Source organism: Patescibacteria group bacterium (assembly GCA_035549555.1).
In the GTDB taxonomy this organism is placed as follows: Bacteria; Patescibacteriota; Microgenomatia; order UBA8517; family UBA8517; genus Co84-156.
On record DASZQR010000010.1, the window covers coordinates 1 to 14501 of the forward strand.

At 36.7% G+C, this 14501-nt stretch carries 10 protein-coding genes, 1 tRNA gene and 2 rRNA genes; 12 read left to right on the top strand and 1 reads right to left on the bottom strand.

All coding sequences use genetic code 11. The features are described from left to right. The 12 genes from VG895_00635 to VG895_00690 form a co-directional block, all read left to right on the top strand. A 23S ribosomal RNA gene (locus tag VG895_00635) occupies positions 1-1893 on the top strand; the annotation flags it as partial. Positions 1894-1938: 45 nt separating this feature from the next. Next, positions 1939-2055: ribosomal RNA gene (gene rrf / locus VG895_00640) — 5S ribosomal RNA — on the top strand. Between the two features lie 56 nt (positions 2056-2111). Further along, positions 2112-2660, top strand: a complete 549-nt coding sequence (locus VG895_00645) for a hypothetical protein (GenBank protein ID HWA51549.1) — start codon at positions 2112-2114, stop codon at positions 2658-2660. Between the two features lie 64 nt (positions 2661-2724). Next, on the top strand, positions 2725-3786 hold the full coding sequence (locus tag VG895_00650; GenBank protein HWA51550.1) for a S1 RNA-binding domain-containing protein: 1062 nt from the start codon (positions 2725-2727) through the stop codon (positions 3784-3786). Positions 3787-3792: 6 nt separating this feature from the next. Next, positions 3793-4365: a hypothetical protein gene (locus tag VG895_00655; GenBank protein HWA51551.1), complete on the top strand. Its 573-nt coding sequence runs from the start codon at positions 3793-3795 to the stop codon at positions 4363-4365. A gap of 57 nt (positions 4366-4422) precedes the next feature. Then, positions 4423-5718: a DNA repair protein RadA gene (radA, locus tag VG895_00660; protein ID HWA51552.1), complete on the top strand. Its 1296-nt coding sequence runs from the start codon at positions 4423-4425 to the stop codon at positions 5716-5718. A 400-nt stretch (positions 5719-6118) separates the two neighbouring features. After that, complete coding sequence (locus VG895_00665; GenBank protein ID HWA51553.1) at positions 6119-7666, top strand: hypothetical protein; 1548 nt, start codon at positions 6119-6121, stop codon at positions 7664-7666. 5 nt (positions 7667-7671) lie between these two features. After that, entirely contained in the window at positions 7672-9195 is a 1524-nt protein-coding gene (locus tag VG895_00670; GenBank protein ID HWA51554.1) for a PKD domain-containing protein, read from the top strand. Positions 9196-9236: 41 nt separating this feature from the next. Continuing rightward, on the top strand, positions 9237-9950 hold the full coding sequence (locus VG895_00675; protein HWA51555.1) for a sortase: 714 nt from the start codon (positions 9237-9239) through the stop codon (positions 9948-9950). Positions 9951-10005: 55 nt separating this feature from the next. After that, positions 10006-11196 carry a transcription termination factor Rho gene (gene rho / locus VG895_00680; protein ID HWA51556.1) on the top strand — a complete coding sequence of 397 codons (1191 nt, stop codon included), beginning with the start codon at positions 10006-10008 and terminating at the stop codon, positions 11194-11196. Positions 11197-11213: 17 nt separating this feature from the next. Next, complete coding sequence (locus VG895_00685; GenBank protein ID HWA51557.1) at positions 11214-12293, top strand: M23 family metallopeptidase; 1080 nt, start codon at positions 11214-11216, stop codon at positions 12291-12293. Positions 12294-12324: 31 nt separating this feature from the next. Beyond that, positions 12325-12395 (top strand) — tRNA-Ala (locus VG895_00690). A gap of 24 nt (positions 12396-12419) precedes the next feature. Here VG895_00690 and VG895_00695 read toward each other — a convergent pair. Continuing rightward, positions 12420-14465, bottom strand: coding sequence for a hypothetical protein (locus tag VG895_00695; GenBank protein HWA51558.1), 2046 nt, complete (start codon positions 14463-14465; stop codon positions 12420-12422). Positions 14466-14501: the final 36 nt, after the last annotated feature.

Below are 14501 nucleotides of genomic sequence, written 5' to 3' on the forward strand. Positions count from 1 at the left end.
CTAAAGGGAAAGATCCCAGATTTTCGTCTAAGGCCTCTAAATTTATCCTAAGTTTCAAAGGTAGTGTTATTCCATAGACAGCCAGGAGGTTGGCTTAGAAGCAGCCATCCTTTAAAGATAGCGTAACAGCTCACTGGTCAATGGAATGGCGCGCCCAAAATTTATCGAGGATTAAGGATAATGCCGAAGACAATGATTTTTTAAGTAATTTATTACTTGAGGAGTGGTAGGGGAGCGTTCTAATTGCGGTGAAGCCGAATTGTAAAGTTTGGTGGAGTGATTAGAAGTGAGTATGCCGGTATGAGTAGCGCACAAGGGAAGTCAAAATCTTCCCCGCCGAATACCCAAGGTTTCCGAAGCTACGTTCGTCGTCTTCGGGTTAATCGATACCTAAGGTGAGGCCTCTTGGCGTAGCCGATGGATGACTGGTTAAAATTCCAGTATTTGATTAAAAGCGTTATTAACTAGGGACTGACAGGGTGAATAAGCTATAGCTCCTTATTGAATTGGAGCACAAAAACGTCGATAGTGATGACAGGAAAATCCGTCATTGTGTTTAATTGATGTGGTGTAGAGTTAGTCGAAAGGCTGACAATTTTAGCTAATAGCCTACAAGAAAAGGTTCGTAGTGAGTTTTTAATCAAGTCGTACCGTAAACCGACACAGGTGGGTTAGTCGAGAAGACTAAGGCGATCGAGAGAAAGAAGTTTAAGGAACTCGGCAAAAAAACTACCCGTAACTTCGGGAGATGGGTTTCCTCAATTTATTGGGGAGGCACCTAAAGTTTGCTAGTCGACTGTTTATCAAAAACACAGGTCCCTGCAAAAGCGAAAGCTTAAGTATAGGGGCTGACGCTTGCCCAGTGCCGGTAAGTTAAGAGGATTGGTGCTTGTAAGCAATTACATGTTGCCATGAATTCAAGCTCCGGTAAACGGCAGCAGTAACTATAACTGTTCTACGGTAGCGAAGTTCCTTGTCGGGTAAGTTCCGACCTGCACGAAAAGCGTAACGAGCTAGCAACTGTCTTAAACTTCTACTCGGCGAAATTGCGATGGCTGTGAAGACGCGGCCTAATTGTATCAGGACAAAAAGACCCCGTGGAGCTTTACTGTAGCTTGTCATTGTTCTCTTATTTTTTAATTGTCTAGTATAGGTGGGAGAGAAATCGTCAGTGTAATACCACTCGTTGAAGAATTTGAGGCTCATTCATCGGCTCTGGAAACGAGCTGGAAGAAAGTGATAGGTGGGCAGTTTTACTGGGGCGGTACCCTGCAAAAGAATAACGCAGGGGCACAAAGGTTGGCTTAGTGCGGATGGAAATCGCACGGAATGTGTAAAGGCATAAGCCAGCTTGATTGCATGACGGACACGTCTAGCAAGTACGAAAGTATGTCTTAGTGATCCTCTGTCTCTTCATGGGAAGGGCAGAGCTTAACGGATAAAAGCTACCCCGGGGATAACAGAGTAGTCGCGCCTGAGCGTCCACAGCGACGGCGCGGGTCGCTACCTCGATGTCGGCTCAACGCATCCTGGAGGTGTAGAAGCTTCCAAGGGTTGGTCTGTTCGCCCATTAAAGCGTTACGTGAGCTGGGTTCAGAACGTCGTAAGACAGTTCGGACTCTATCCGATACAATCGTTAAAGTTTTGAGGAGATCTGACCTTAGTACGAGAGGACCAGGTTGGGAGAACCTCTGGTGTGCCGGTTGTTTTATCAAAAGCAGCGCCGGGTAGCTATGTTCTATGAGGATAACCGCTGAAAGCATCTAAGCGGGAAGCCAACTCCAAGATAAGAACTTTTGGATCCCGGGCAGACTACCCGGTTAATCGGCTTGAAGTGGAAGGATAGTAATGTCTTAAGCTTACAAGTGCGAATAGATCCGTATAATTTGCGAACCTTTCTCTTTAGATTTTAATGTGCAAGTAAAATTGCACATTTGGCCTGGTGATTAAAGCGCCGTGGAACTACCTTTTTCCATTCCGAACAAAGAAGTAAAACGCGGCAGCGGGGACGATAGCTACGGAGCAATCTGTCGTGAAAATACCTCATTGCCAGGCCATTTTTTTATTTAGTTTATTGACTTCAATATAAATTATTGTTATTTTAACTCCACATGTTACTTCAAGAAACTAAAAACCAATCAGAAAATTTATTTCAGGGTAAAGTTATTTATTATTCAGGAAGTATTAGAGGGCATGATGCCGATAAAGAGCTTGCATATAGAATAGTAGCCTTTATGCAAGAAAACGGTGCTAATGTTTTGGATCCTCATGTAACGGCAAGAAATGCAGAAGAAAGATCAAGATTGTTTTATGAAACTTCTGGAATTAATATCGCAGCAATTAAAAGTAGAACTAAAAGAGCAATGGTTGCAAGGAAACAAGATTTAGAGTGGGTAGATAAAGCCTCACACTTAGTTGCATTAGTTACAGATCCAAGTTTAGGTGTCGGCATTGAAATTGAACACACAATTACTAAGCCACGTCTGGGGTTAAATAAAACTCCGATGCTGTTTTTAGTAAGTGAAGAAATTTACAAACAAGATAAATTTAGCAATATGATATTAGGTATCAATCCAAGAGAAGCCGATTATGCTGTTGGAGTCTATAAAACTGAAGAAGATATTCAATGGATGATTACCGAATTCCTAACTTCTCACTAAGATTGTTTTAAGTTCAAATTTGGTATATAATTCCCATACACAACTAGAAAGGTGGAAATAATGAATGGCAGAAATGACAATGGCCGAGCTTTTAAAAAAGCACGGAAGTAAAGTAAAAGGCTTCACAAAGTCTCAAAAAATTGAAGTTACTGTAAAAGAAATCAGCAAAAAATTTGCAACATTTGATGTTGGCGGTAAGGGAGAAGGAATTCTAAAAGATCTTTACTTTGCCGAAGCCAGAGACTATATTAAAACCTTAAAACCAGGCGATAAAGTAAGCGCTGTTGTTATGGAGCCTGAAAATAAAGAAGGGAATGTTGTTTTATCACTTCGTCACGCTGCAAACGATTCTCTTTGGGAAAAGCTTGAAGAGCTTAAGAAAAAAGGTGAAGCTGTTACTGTAAATATCAAAAGTTCAAATCAGTCTGGAATTTCTGTAGAATACGAAAATATTTTCGGATTTATCCCAACTTCTCAAATTGGAAAAGAAACATTAAAGAAAATTGATAAATTAGGAAATGCTCTCAAGGTAAAAATCATCGAAATTGATCGTGATCGTAAAAAAGCAGTTTTCTCAGAAAAAGAAGTTTCAGAAGAAAAAGAAATCAAAGCCCAAAAAGATTTGATGAAGAAAATAAAAGCAGATGAAGTTTATGATGGAGTTGTTACAACAGTCACAAATTTTGGAGTTTTTGTTGAAATCAAAGTTGAAAAAGCAAAAATTGAAGGATTGGTCCACACTTCAGAAATTTCTTGGGAAAAAGGAGATAAGCCTGCTGATTTATTTAAAATAGGAGACAAAGTCAAAGTAAAAGTATTATCGGTTACTGAAGATAAATTAGCTTTATCAATCAAACAAGCCCAAGAAGATCCATGGGAAAAGGTTGCCAAAAATTATAAAGTCGACGACAAAATAAAAGGAAAAGTTGTCAGAAATTCTGATTTTGGAACATTTGTTCAAATCGAGCCAGGAATTGAAGGATTAATTCATATTACAAAAATTCCACCAGCAACAAAAATGGAAATTGGCACTGATGTTAATTGTTATATTGAAGAAATCGACGAAAAGAATAAAAAAATTGCTCTTGGTTTAATTCTCTCCGCCAAACCTCTTAATTACAAGTAAACTTCTATGTTGGTTGAAAACGAAAGTTATCAAGAAGCATTGTCTAGTCTTTCAGATAAGATTGACAATCAGGCCATTGCGAGATTAAACAAGTACGGAGAAACATTAAATTACCCCTCCGAATATATAGCAAGAGGTCTCGACTCTATCGTATTTAGAGAAGGAAAATATGCGATTAAACTTTATTGTCGACCTGCTTTAAAAATACCCATAGAAAAACAAGGAGATCATTTAACAGATTATATGGATATTACCAATCAGCTGGTTTCAATAACTGAAAATGAGGGTACGGTACTATCTTTGCCATATGAAAAATTCAATATACGTGTAAATCCAATTTTATCAATAGACTATAACGAACATTTTCAATGTTTTGTAGGAATATCTCCTTTTATTCCTGGCGCAAGTTCTCCTACAAGAACAGAGTCAAAAATAAATGAAATAGCATCATTGTGGATGAAAGAACTTTCCGTCACGGGTATCAGTATATTGTTAATAAACACAAAATATGTAAGTCCAACAAAAATTGTCATAACAGATCTTTGTACACATATAAAAAATTTAGCTCATACAAAATAAATTTCGTATTATCTTTGGTGTATAATGAATTCATCACGAAAGTGACAAGCTTTGCTTATGCCTAAATCTCATTCTCTTTTTGTTTGTCAGCAATGTGGATATGAATCAGCCAAATGGCTTGGAAAATGCCCAAATTGCTCTTCTTGGAATTCTTTTGTAGAAACTGTAGAAAAAACTTCCATTAAATCAAGTCATGCATCAAGTAATGCAAAACCTGTTAATTTAAGTGAGTATTCAACAAAGGATATTGCCCGTGTTTCAACCAAAATCTCCGAGCTTGATCGTGCTCTTGGCGGCGGAATTGTGATTGGGCAGGTAATTTTACTTGCTGGAGTTCCGGGAATTGGTAAATCAACTTTGCTTCTCCAATTGGCAAATAATTTGCAAAATGTTTTATATGTTTCGGGCGAAGAATCCGTTAATCAGATAGCTCTTCGCGCTAAAAGATTAAAAATTAATAACAATAATTTACAAATCTTAGAAACCACAAATATAGATGATGTAATAGATTCAGGAAACTCTCTAAAAGATTTAGATTTAATAATAGTAGATAGTATTCAAACAATGGCTACAAGCGATTTGTCTGGAATGGCAGGCTCTGTTGGCCAGGTCAGAGAATGCGCTTTTCGCTTAGTTAGGCTTGCTAAATCAAATAATATTCCAATTTTTATTGTAGGTCATGTCACAAAGCAGGGTTCGGTAGCTGGTCCTCAAGTTTTAGCTCATATTGTTGATACAGTTTTGTGGTTTGAGGGAGATAAAAGTCTAACTTTAAGGCTTATTCGTGCAACCAAAAATCGTTTTGGTCCGGCTGATGAAGTTGGTGTTTTTGAAATGAAAGAAAGTGGTTTGATTTCTTTAGACAATCCCGAAAAATTATTTTTATCTGATGAAAATTTAAAAGCTCCAGGGATTGTTACAAGCGCGATTATTCAAGGCAGTCGCCCAATTCTAGTGGAAATAGAAAGTTTGGTGACTCCAAGCAAATTACCTTTCCCAAAAAGAATTGCAAGCGGAGTAGACGCTAAGCGTTTTGAAATTCTTCTGGCAGTTTTAATTAAAAATTTAAATATTCCTTTATATGAATACGATTGTTTTGTAAATGTCGGTGGAGGAATTTCTGCTAAGACTCCGTCAATTGACTTGGCAATTTGTCTATCGATTATTAGTTCTTTTTATAACAAACAAATTCCCAAAAATATTTTAGCAGTTGGAGAAGTTGGACTCCTGGGAGATATTAGAAAAGTTTTAGGGGAAGAAAAAATTAATAAACTTTCAAAAAGTTTAGGCTTTAAAGAAACACCGAAAGTACGGACTATTAAAGAACTTATTAAGACTATAGGAATGAAGTAAAAAAATTATGGGATTTGACAAAAATAATCAGGAATGCTATTTTATGGATGCAATAAAAAAAGAGCATTCCTACCGTTGGATTTATCAAACTCGTATTTTACTAAAAGTCAGATTACTCCACGAATAGAAATGCCCTTTTAAAATGATTCACTTCGCCAAAAACATATAATTGGATTTGGTTTAAAAATAAAGTAAATCATATCAAGATATTTATTTTTTGGGTCAGTTGTCAAGTAGTATTTATTTTCACAAATAAATTTTTGCTTAATGGGATAGGTAAGGGGCGGGTGGCACGTAGGGCAGGCTTGCTACCCGCGCCTTACAAATCTCATTATTAAGCGGCTCCTATAGTTGACAATCTATTTGATACCCCATATAATTGCGGCATAATTAAAAATTAATGAAATTAGATAGAAAAGAAGTATTTAAAAGAACTATCATCCCGGCCTTGTTAATTGCTGGAGCAGCTGCTTGCACAAAAGAAGGCGATCAAAATATAAACATCACACCTTCTTTAACACCAACCAACACTTTAGAAACAACCAATCAAGGTTATTCAGAATTGGCAACAGCAATGTCAATTATATCTACCCAAAATTCAGAATTAAATGCACAAGGAACCGAAATCGGTATTATAAATCACAATAGTTCAGTAACAGGAGGGGTCGAATCATCTAATCCTTCAAATCAAGAATCAAAACCGGGAATTGTTGTTATTAATCCAACAGCAACACCAGAACCAACTATGACATCAACTTCTATTGAAACAGCTTCAGATACAGAAAATCCAACAACCAACCCACAACAAGTTTACTCTGGAGAATTTGTCTATAATAATTTTGATAAAGTTTATGGCCAAACTGATCCTTTGATGGATGCAGTTGTAGGCGAACTTAATATGGAATACACAAACTTCCAGGCAATGACCGATGATCAGAAAAAAGACGCTTTAAGAACAAATTCAACTTTTAGTTCATTGGTAAATAAATTTGCTAAAGGTACTTCAAATGATCCAATAACAGAACCAGGCCTTGGTCAGACAGAAGATGATTTTAAGGCATATAAACCTGTAAGCGAAATAATATCTCAAAAAGACACTCTTCAAGTTGGAAGTATTTTTCATCTAAATACCAATGGACTTATGACAGGTGGAGTCTGGGCTGATGCAAATGATAGAGATGCAGCCGCAGCAATAATTGCAACAGGATTAGCTGCAACCTACGGAAATATAAATCCTGCAGAAACAATTACTGAAGCTTGGTCAAATCCAAAAGATGTTGCAGTAATAAGAAGTTTTGAAACTCAAATCTTTAATCAAATTCAAAATCAAGAATATACAACATCCATCTCAGAACAAAAAAGAAGAAAAGATAATGATAAAAATGATCAAAGCGTCCAATTACCATCAGTCTTAAGAGAATCGGACGATTGGGAAAGCTGCGATGTTTATAGACCGACTGCAAATACAAGAGTCGATCAATTACAGTCTTTAAGACCTGTTGAACATATAAACCAAGATATGACCACCGCAAAAGTAGAAAATTTTGGAGTAGCAAATAGTGCAAACGAAAAAGATTTAATTGTCGGAGTTGTTGAACAATCGACAAAGATTTGGGATGCAGATGCATTTACTTTTAGATCCTACAACAACAACGTCGATGGAGAAATACAAAGTACAGTCGGAGAAGAAATGGAGCCATGTGGACAATCAGCTCCAGTTGAAAAGCCAACAACACAACCAACTCAAAACCATCCAGAAACTCCAATTCCAGGAAACACTCCTGAACATCAACCAACACCAACACAGCAGATAAATACACCAAAACCACCAACCCCAACTCAAGTATGGCCAACACCAATGCCAACAAATGCAGATTTATTTACACAAGTTCCATCACCTGTAGCAACAACAGATAAAGATACAATTCCGCCAACTAGCGTACAATAACCTATATGAAATTAATCAATTTTAAAAATAAAAATTTACTTTCAGTAATTTTAGCTATATTTACAGTTATCACTTTGAGTCTTGTAGTTTTTATTTCTAAAGCATCTGCAAATGTTACTTTTGAAACAGGAGATATCTTTAGAGGAAAAGACATTACAGCTGGCCAAACTGATTATTCAGATCCAGTTAACGCAGCTAACGGTCAAACAGTTCGTGCCAATCTTACTGTTTGGAATCAGGGAACAGATCCTGCAACCAACACACGTGTAAATTTTGATTTCAGCAATCCAGAAAAGTTAGCAGCAACAATAGCTGCAGATGGCGGAGCTACGATGTCAGATAACATAACAGTTACTCCTTCAGGAAGTAATGTTAGTTTGATATCAGGAACTGCACAAAAATTCGGACCAGGATGTTCTTCAGGTTGTGCAATTTCTGATTCAGAAATTGCAAATGGCATAAATTTAGGTACAGTACAACCAGGAAGCACAAATAGTTACCAGATAGTATTTAATTTATCAGTAACAGGTAACCCTAAAACAACCAATGCTTTTTTCAGAACTGGAAATATTGTTGATGGAGGAGACAGAACAACAAGACTTGTCGATTGGGAAGATCCAATTCAAGCAAACCCTGGAGATACAATCGAATTTCGTATTCAAGTTATAAACGATGGAACAAGTGCTGTAACAAATACAACAGTAAAAGGAGATCTTCCTACAAACTCGGGTTTAAATCTAAACATAACAGGTTCTGCTTCAGGAGATTCAGTCCAAACGGTTTCAGACATAGCAACAGTTCACGTTTCAGGAACTCAAGTTGAAAGCATCACTTACCTTCCAGGACATGCTCGTATGTTTGGTCCAGGTTGTGATACTACAAATGGTTGTCCTCTTTCAGATAGCATAGTCACAAGCGGTATTAATATTGGAACTGTTAATCCAGGTGTAACCAATAGTTATCAAGTTGCATTTAAGGCAGTTTTGTCAAACTATAATGTTCCAACTCCAACCCCAACTGTAACTCCAACCCCAACACCTACAGCTACGCCAACTCCAACTCCTACAGTGACCCCAACCCCTACACCAACCAATTCACCAAGCCCAACAAGCTCTTGTTCAACTCTTAGCGCAACGACAACTAGCGGAACAGCAGCCTTAACAATCACATTCACGGGTAGTGGATCAGATTCAAACGGAAGTATTCAACAATATCAATTTAATTTTGGTGACAATTCAAATGGACAAAACCAAATTGTAACAAGCTCAAGTAATCAACAAAGCCACACTTATTACAATTCAGGAACATATAATGCAAACTTAATAGTTGAAGACTCAAGAGGAAATTGGGTCGGAGGCGGAAGCTGCCAATTAAATATTAATGTAAGCAGTAAGCCTACAGTTTTAGGAGCAACCGCTCCGCCGAGTTTACCAAACACAGGTTCAAATGATACATTCTATTTGGCAATAGCCGCGTTTCCAACTCTTCTTGGTGGATTCTACTTATACAGAAAGTTTAGATTAATCTGACATTCTAATGTCATCTTGAGCGTTAGTCGAAAGATAATTATATGTACCCGTCTGGAATTATTTATCATATTTATAATTCAGAAAAGTCAGGTCCTCACGGATCTGCAAATTTACATGCAAGTCGCGCTACCAAAATTGCTTACACTTTTGCTCGAGGTTTTGGAGCAGGATTAATTGGTTTTATAATTATTGCTGCTATTTTTACCTTTGGCCCATTAGTCAAAAACGAATTAGGTTACGACTTATCAATTCATCCTTCTCAAGTTGATTTAATAAATGCCCAAAATACAAGCGCAATTCAACAGGAGGCCCAAAACTTTGGAGTAAGTTCTTATTTTTCAATCGTTATTCCAAAAATTAATGCTCATGCAAATATTATTGCAAATGTCGATGCAGGGAATCAAAAAGAATACGACGAAGCTTTACAGGAAGGTGTTGCTCAGGCAAAAGGAACCTATTTTCCGGGCCAGGGAAAAACAATTTTTCTTTTTGCCCATTCAACCAATTCTCCTTTAAACGTAGCAAAATACAATGCAGTTTTTTATTTGCTTGATAAAATGCAGACAGGCGATCAAATAATTGTTTACTTTGCAGACCAAAGATATGTTTATAAAGTAAGTGAAACCAAAATCATTGGGCCAAATGACACTTCTTATTTAAGTTACAATGACGGCAGTGAAACTTTGATATTACAAACTTGTTATCCGCCAGGAACATCATGGAATAGGCTCTTAGTACTTGCAAAGCCAGTTTAATTTGATAAAATATATTTATCTTACGATTTGCCCTCCTAAATGTTAATTGAATAATATGCCAGATACAGATACACCTATAGATAAACTTGTTGTAGATGATCGCGTCATTCCAGACTCCGATCTTCCAACAGAAAAAGTTTCAGGAATCCTTGATATTGCAAATGAAGGATCTGGATTATTACGTCCAAAAATTGCTCCTTCAAACAATGATATTTATATTTCCTCATCTCAAATAAGAAGATTTAATCTCCGAAATGGAGACTTGATAGAAGGACTTGCAAGACGTCCAAAAGAAAATGAAAGATACTGGGGATTATTAAAAGTTGACGCAGTCAATGGTGAGCCCGTCGAATCCATTAAAAATAGGCCTGAGTTTGAAGAATTAACAGCTATATATCCAGAAAAGCAAATTGAATTAGCAACAGACCAGGAAACTTTAACAACAAGATTGGTTGATTTGGTTGCTCCAATTGGCTTTGGGCAAAGAAGCTTAATAGTTTCTCCTCCAAAAGCAGGCAAAACCTGGTTACTAAAAGATATTATTGCAGGCATTGCCAAAAATTATCCAAAAGTCCATTTAATGGCAGTTTTAATTGGTGAGCGTCCAGAAGAAGTTACAGATATTACTCGCCAAATGGCTGACGTTACCAAAGGCAAAGGAGAAGTAGTAGGAAGCAATTTTGACGATCCAGCAAGAAACCAAACAAGAATTGCAGAGCTTGCATTAGACCGTGCAAAAAGATTAGTTGAAACAGGCGTTGATGTAGTAATAGTTCTTGATTCAATCACAAGACTTGCAAGAGCTTACAATTTGGCATTGCCAAGTTCAGGAGGAACATTGTCTGGAGGTTTTAATCCTCAAGCTATTTTCCCGGCTAAAAAGTTTTTTGGAGCAGCAAGAAAACTTGAAAAAGGCGGATCTCTCACAATCATTGGTACTTGTTTAATTGAAACTGGAAGTCGTATGGACGATCTTATTTATGAAGAGTTTAAAGGTACTGGAAATATGGAATTACATTTAGTAAGAAAACTTGCAGAAAAAAGAATTTTTCCAGCAATTGACATAACAACTTCAGGAACAAGGCAGGAAGAATTGTTGTATGGTAAAGAAAATCTTACCAAAGTCCACACTTTAAGAAGAATGCTTGATATGATTCCAGAAGACGAAAGAACAGAAACTATTTTAGAAAAAGTAAGCAAAGCAAAAACAAACCAGGACTTCTTAGATAGCCTTCAGACTGCGTGATATAATTAGCTTTCAATATGCAAGAGTTTGCAAAAGAATTTCGTATATTTCTTATAGAGCTTTTCAAATTTACCAAATCCAAATCAATTTCTGTTTATCTTTCAGCACAAAAAACAGAAGATAAGTTTGTCGGTAAACTTTATAGGCAAAGAGGTAAAAATTCCAAAAGATTAATTCATATTGGGATGACAATTCTTGCAGTTCTTGGTATTTTAATAGGCCCATACGTCGCTAAAGAGTTTCCAGGCCGATCAGTTAATCCCTGGAGCATTACAAACCCTCCTGAAGTTTTATCAGCTTCAACAGATACAAGCGTCACATCAACTAATATATCCTCAGCTCGCGAAGGTATAATTAGCTATACAGTTCAAGACGGTGACACGATAAGTTCTATTGCAGATAAATTTGGCATCTCAGGTAACACAATCATTTGGCAAAATAAATTAACTTCAGCAGATGATATTAAAATAGGTGACACATTACAAATTCTTCCAGTTACAGGTATTGCCCATACTGTTGTAAAAGGTGATACTGTTCAATCTATTGCAAAAAAATATGGACTTCCTTCAGCTGAAGCTATTGTAGAATTTCCCTTTAATACTTTTGCAGATGATGAAACCTTTTCATTAGCTATTGGTCAAATTGTTTACGTTCCAAATGGAGCAATGCCTTCATCTTCTGGAAGTGTTGTTGCAGTTCCAGTTCAGGTCACACCAAATGCTGGTACTGTTGTTGCCTCAGGGCAATTTGTCTGGCCGACTCAAGGAGTAATTACGCAAGGATTTTACTGGTATCATCCCGGAGTTGATATCGCCAATCCCGCCGAGCCAAATATCCTTGCTGCAGATAGTGGCACAATTATTCGCGAAGGCTGGGATAATACAGGTTATGGAAATATGATTATGATTGATCATGGTAATGGTTATCAGACTTTATATGCTCATATGAGTGCTTTCTATGTAACTTTAGGTCAAACAGTCCACCGTGGTGACGTTATCGGAAGAATGGGAAGTACAGGCAATTCCACGGGTCCTCATTTACATTTCGAAGTTCATCAGGCAGGAGTTCATTTGAATCCTCTTAATTTCCTTCAGTAAATATATTATTGATATAATACGAATGTTTATTGGGCCTGTAGTTAAACGGCAGAACACTGCATTCGCATTGCAGAAATAGCGGTTCAATTCCGCTCAGGTCCACTTTATCAAAGTGACAAGCTTTGCTTACGGAAGGGGAGTTGGTGAAGCTTCAGTTTGTCCGCCTTCATTTGTTGCTACAGGTGTTGCTGTCGCGCTTGGTATCTTTGGTGCAGCTGGAGGCGATGCTTCTTCAGGAAGAGTGATTTGTGGGTTAATTGCCGGTGTTTCTTTTTGTGGAGTTGTTAACGATGAATTACCATTATTTGTTGTTGCAGTCGTTTTTTGTTTATTTTGATAATCAGTCAAAGTCTCTTGTGCTGTTTTGTAATCATTTGAATTTTTTGGAACAAGGAGAATCACTTGATTCATAGCAGCAACAGCATTTGTAAAATCGCTTTTAGCAGCATAACCGCTCGCTAAATTGTAATATGCATTAGCAAGATCTGGTTTTGCGTAAACTGCAAATTGAAAAGAACCAATTGCGCTGTCATATTGGCCCAAGCTATAGTAAAGTCCTCCAAGAGCAATTCTTAAGTTTGGATCAATCGGGTCAAGAGTAATCGCCTGTGAATAAGATTGTAATGCAAATTGGTCAGCTTGTTGTGCATAAGGAATAATAAGTTGATAAATGTTTGCAAGTATTTGCCAGTTTTGTGATCTTGTGCTGTTTAATGTAACCGTATTTTGTCCTTCGCGAATTGCCTGCTGAATGAGTTGTAAAATTGTATTTTGTTGATCCTGTGTAAGGCTTTTTGGGTCGGCAACACTTGTTGCAATACTTCTTGCGATTGCCAAATTTACCTGCGCATATGAAGCATGATATCTGTCAACCATCGGATTTAAATTAATTGCACTTTGTAAATCTGTATAAGTTGTTTTTCCGTCATTTGCAGAAAGTGCATCATTTGCATTTTTAAATATAGCTTCAGCTTGAATTACTGGTTTTGCTTTTATTCCAAAATAAAAAACACATGCAATAATTGCAAGGCTTGCCAAAACTCTTCCTGTTGCCGAAGTACTTCCCTCAAAGAAACCTACTTCTTGTACTTTCGCTTGAGAAATTAAAGAAAAGAAAACAAAAATTAAAAATAACGAAACAGGAGTTGTTGGAAAAATAAAAAATATAATAAGCAGTCCAAGAAGTGTACCTGTTGAAACCATGTCAACTACAACGCTCCTGCTTTCTTTATAAATTGTTAAATTGCGATTTATTTGTTTAATTAGATAAAAAATTAACAAAAAGACAGCAAACATTCCCAAAAGTCCGGTTTCAGTAAGAACTGTCAAATAAAAATCTCTTGCTGTAGAAAACCTTAATTGCCAAAGGTCTGTCGCGTTGTATGTAACCGGTCTAAACCTGTTAAAAGCAGTAATATAATTTCCAGGCCCAATTCCCAAAACTGGATTTTCTCCAATTGTTCCAACAGCAGTTGCCCAGCTTGTTGCAAATGAAGGCAGTGTTGGTGCAATCTTTTTATCTGATGAAACAAGTGTAAATAAAGAAATTCCTGCGGCAACTAATACAAAAACAAGCCCGAATGCAAAGACTGTCTTTTTGGTAAGAATATTTTCTTTTACTACATAGTTAATTGCAAAAGGAACTACAGAAAGAAGTAATATTGCTCCTGTTAGATAATCTCCTGCAGGATTAAACGAAGCAAGTTTCATAAAGGAAGGCAAATTTGAAATCTTATCAAAAACTCCCAAAAAGCTTGCAAAAATAAGAATTGCAAAACATGTCACGCTTGCAAAAAGAGTTAGTTTGATTTTATTTTTGTCCGCAATTGTATTAAGAAGAAAATAAAATATGGCAAAGCCGATAACTATACTTGCATTCCCTGGCAAAAAAAACGCTTCCATTTTATTTGGCGTAACAAGAATTGCCGAAATAAGATAGGAAAATGCGATTAAAAATATTGGTAAATCAAACTTTCCAATTCCAATTTTAAATTTTCCTGTGAGGTAAATCTGAATCGCAACCACAATTAAAGAAAGACAAATTAACGTTCCCAAAACAATTAATTTTGGAATTGTAAATGAATCAATAAAGGTCCCTGCAAAAGTAAAAGGAAACAAAAATACAATTCCTAAAATCAAATATTCACGAATATTTTCTAACTGCCTTTGCATGTATGTTTATTATTCCTTTCTTAGGAAGCTATGTCA

Bases quoted from the DNA above. Each gene is read 5' to 3' on its own strand.
- radA (HWA51552.1), top strand. From the start codon at position 4,423: ATGCCTAAATCTCATTCTCTTTTTGTTTGTCAGCAATGTGGATATGAA.
- VG895_00670 (HWA51554.1), top strand. From the start codon at position 7,672: ATGAAATTAATCAATTTTAAAAATAAAAATTTACTTTCAGTAATTTTA.
- VG895_00685 (HWA51557.1), top strand. From the start codon at position 11,214: ATGCAAGAGTTTGCAAAAGAATTTCGTATATTTCTTATAGAGCTTTTC.
- VG895_00695 (HWA51558.1), bottom strand. From the start codon at position 14,465: ATGCAAAGGCAGTTAGAAAATATTCGTGAATATTTGATTTTAGGAATT.
- VG895_00665 (HWA51553.1), top strand. From the start codon at position 6,119: ATGAAATTAGATAGAAAAGAAGTATTTAAAAGAACTATCATCCCGGCC.
- VG895_00675 (HWA51555.1), top strand. From the start codon at position 9,237: ATGTACCCGTCTGGAATTATTTATCATATTTATAATTCAGAAAAGTCA.
- VG895_00655 (HWA51551.1), top strand. From the start codon at position 3,793: ATGTTGGTTGAAAACGAAAGTTATCAAGAAGCATTGTCTAGTCTTTCA.
- rho (HWA51556.1), top strand. From the start codon at position 10,006: ATGCCAGATACAGATACACCTATAGATAAACTTGTTGTAGATGATCGC.
- VG895_00645 (HWA51549.1), top strand. From the start codon at position 2,112: ATGTTACTTCAAGAAACTAAAAACCAATCAGAAAATTTATTTCAGGGT.
- VG895_00650 (HWA51550.1), top strand. From the start codon at position 2,725: ATGGCAGAAATGACAATGGCCGAGCTTTTAAAAAAGCACGGAAGTAAA.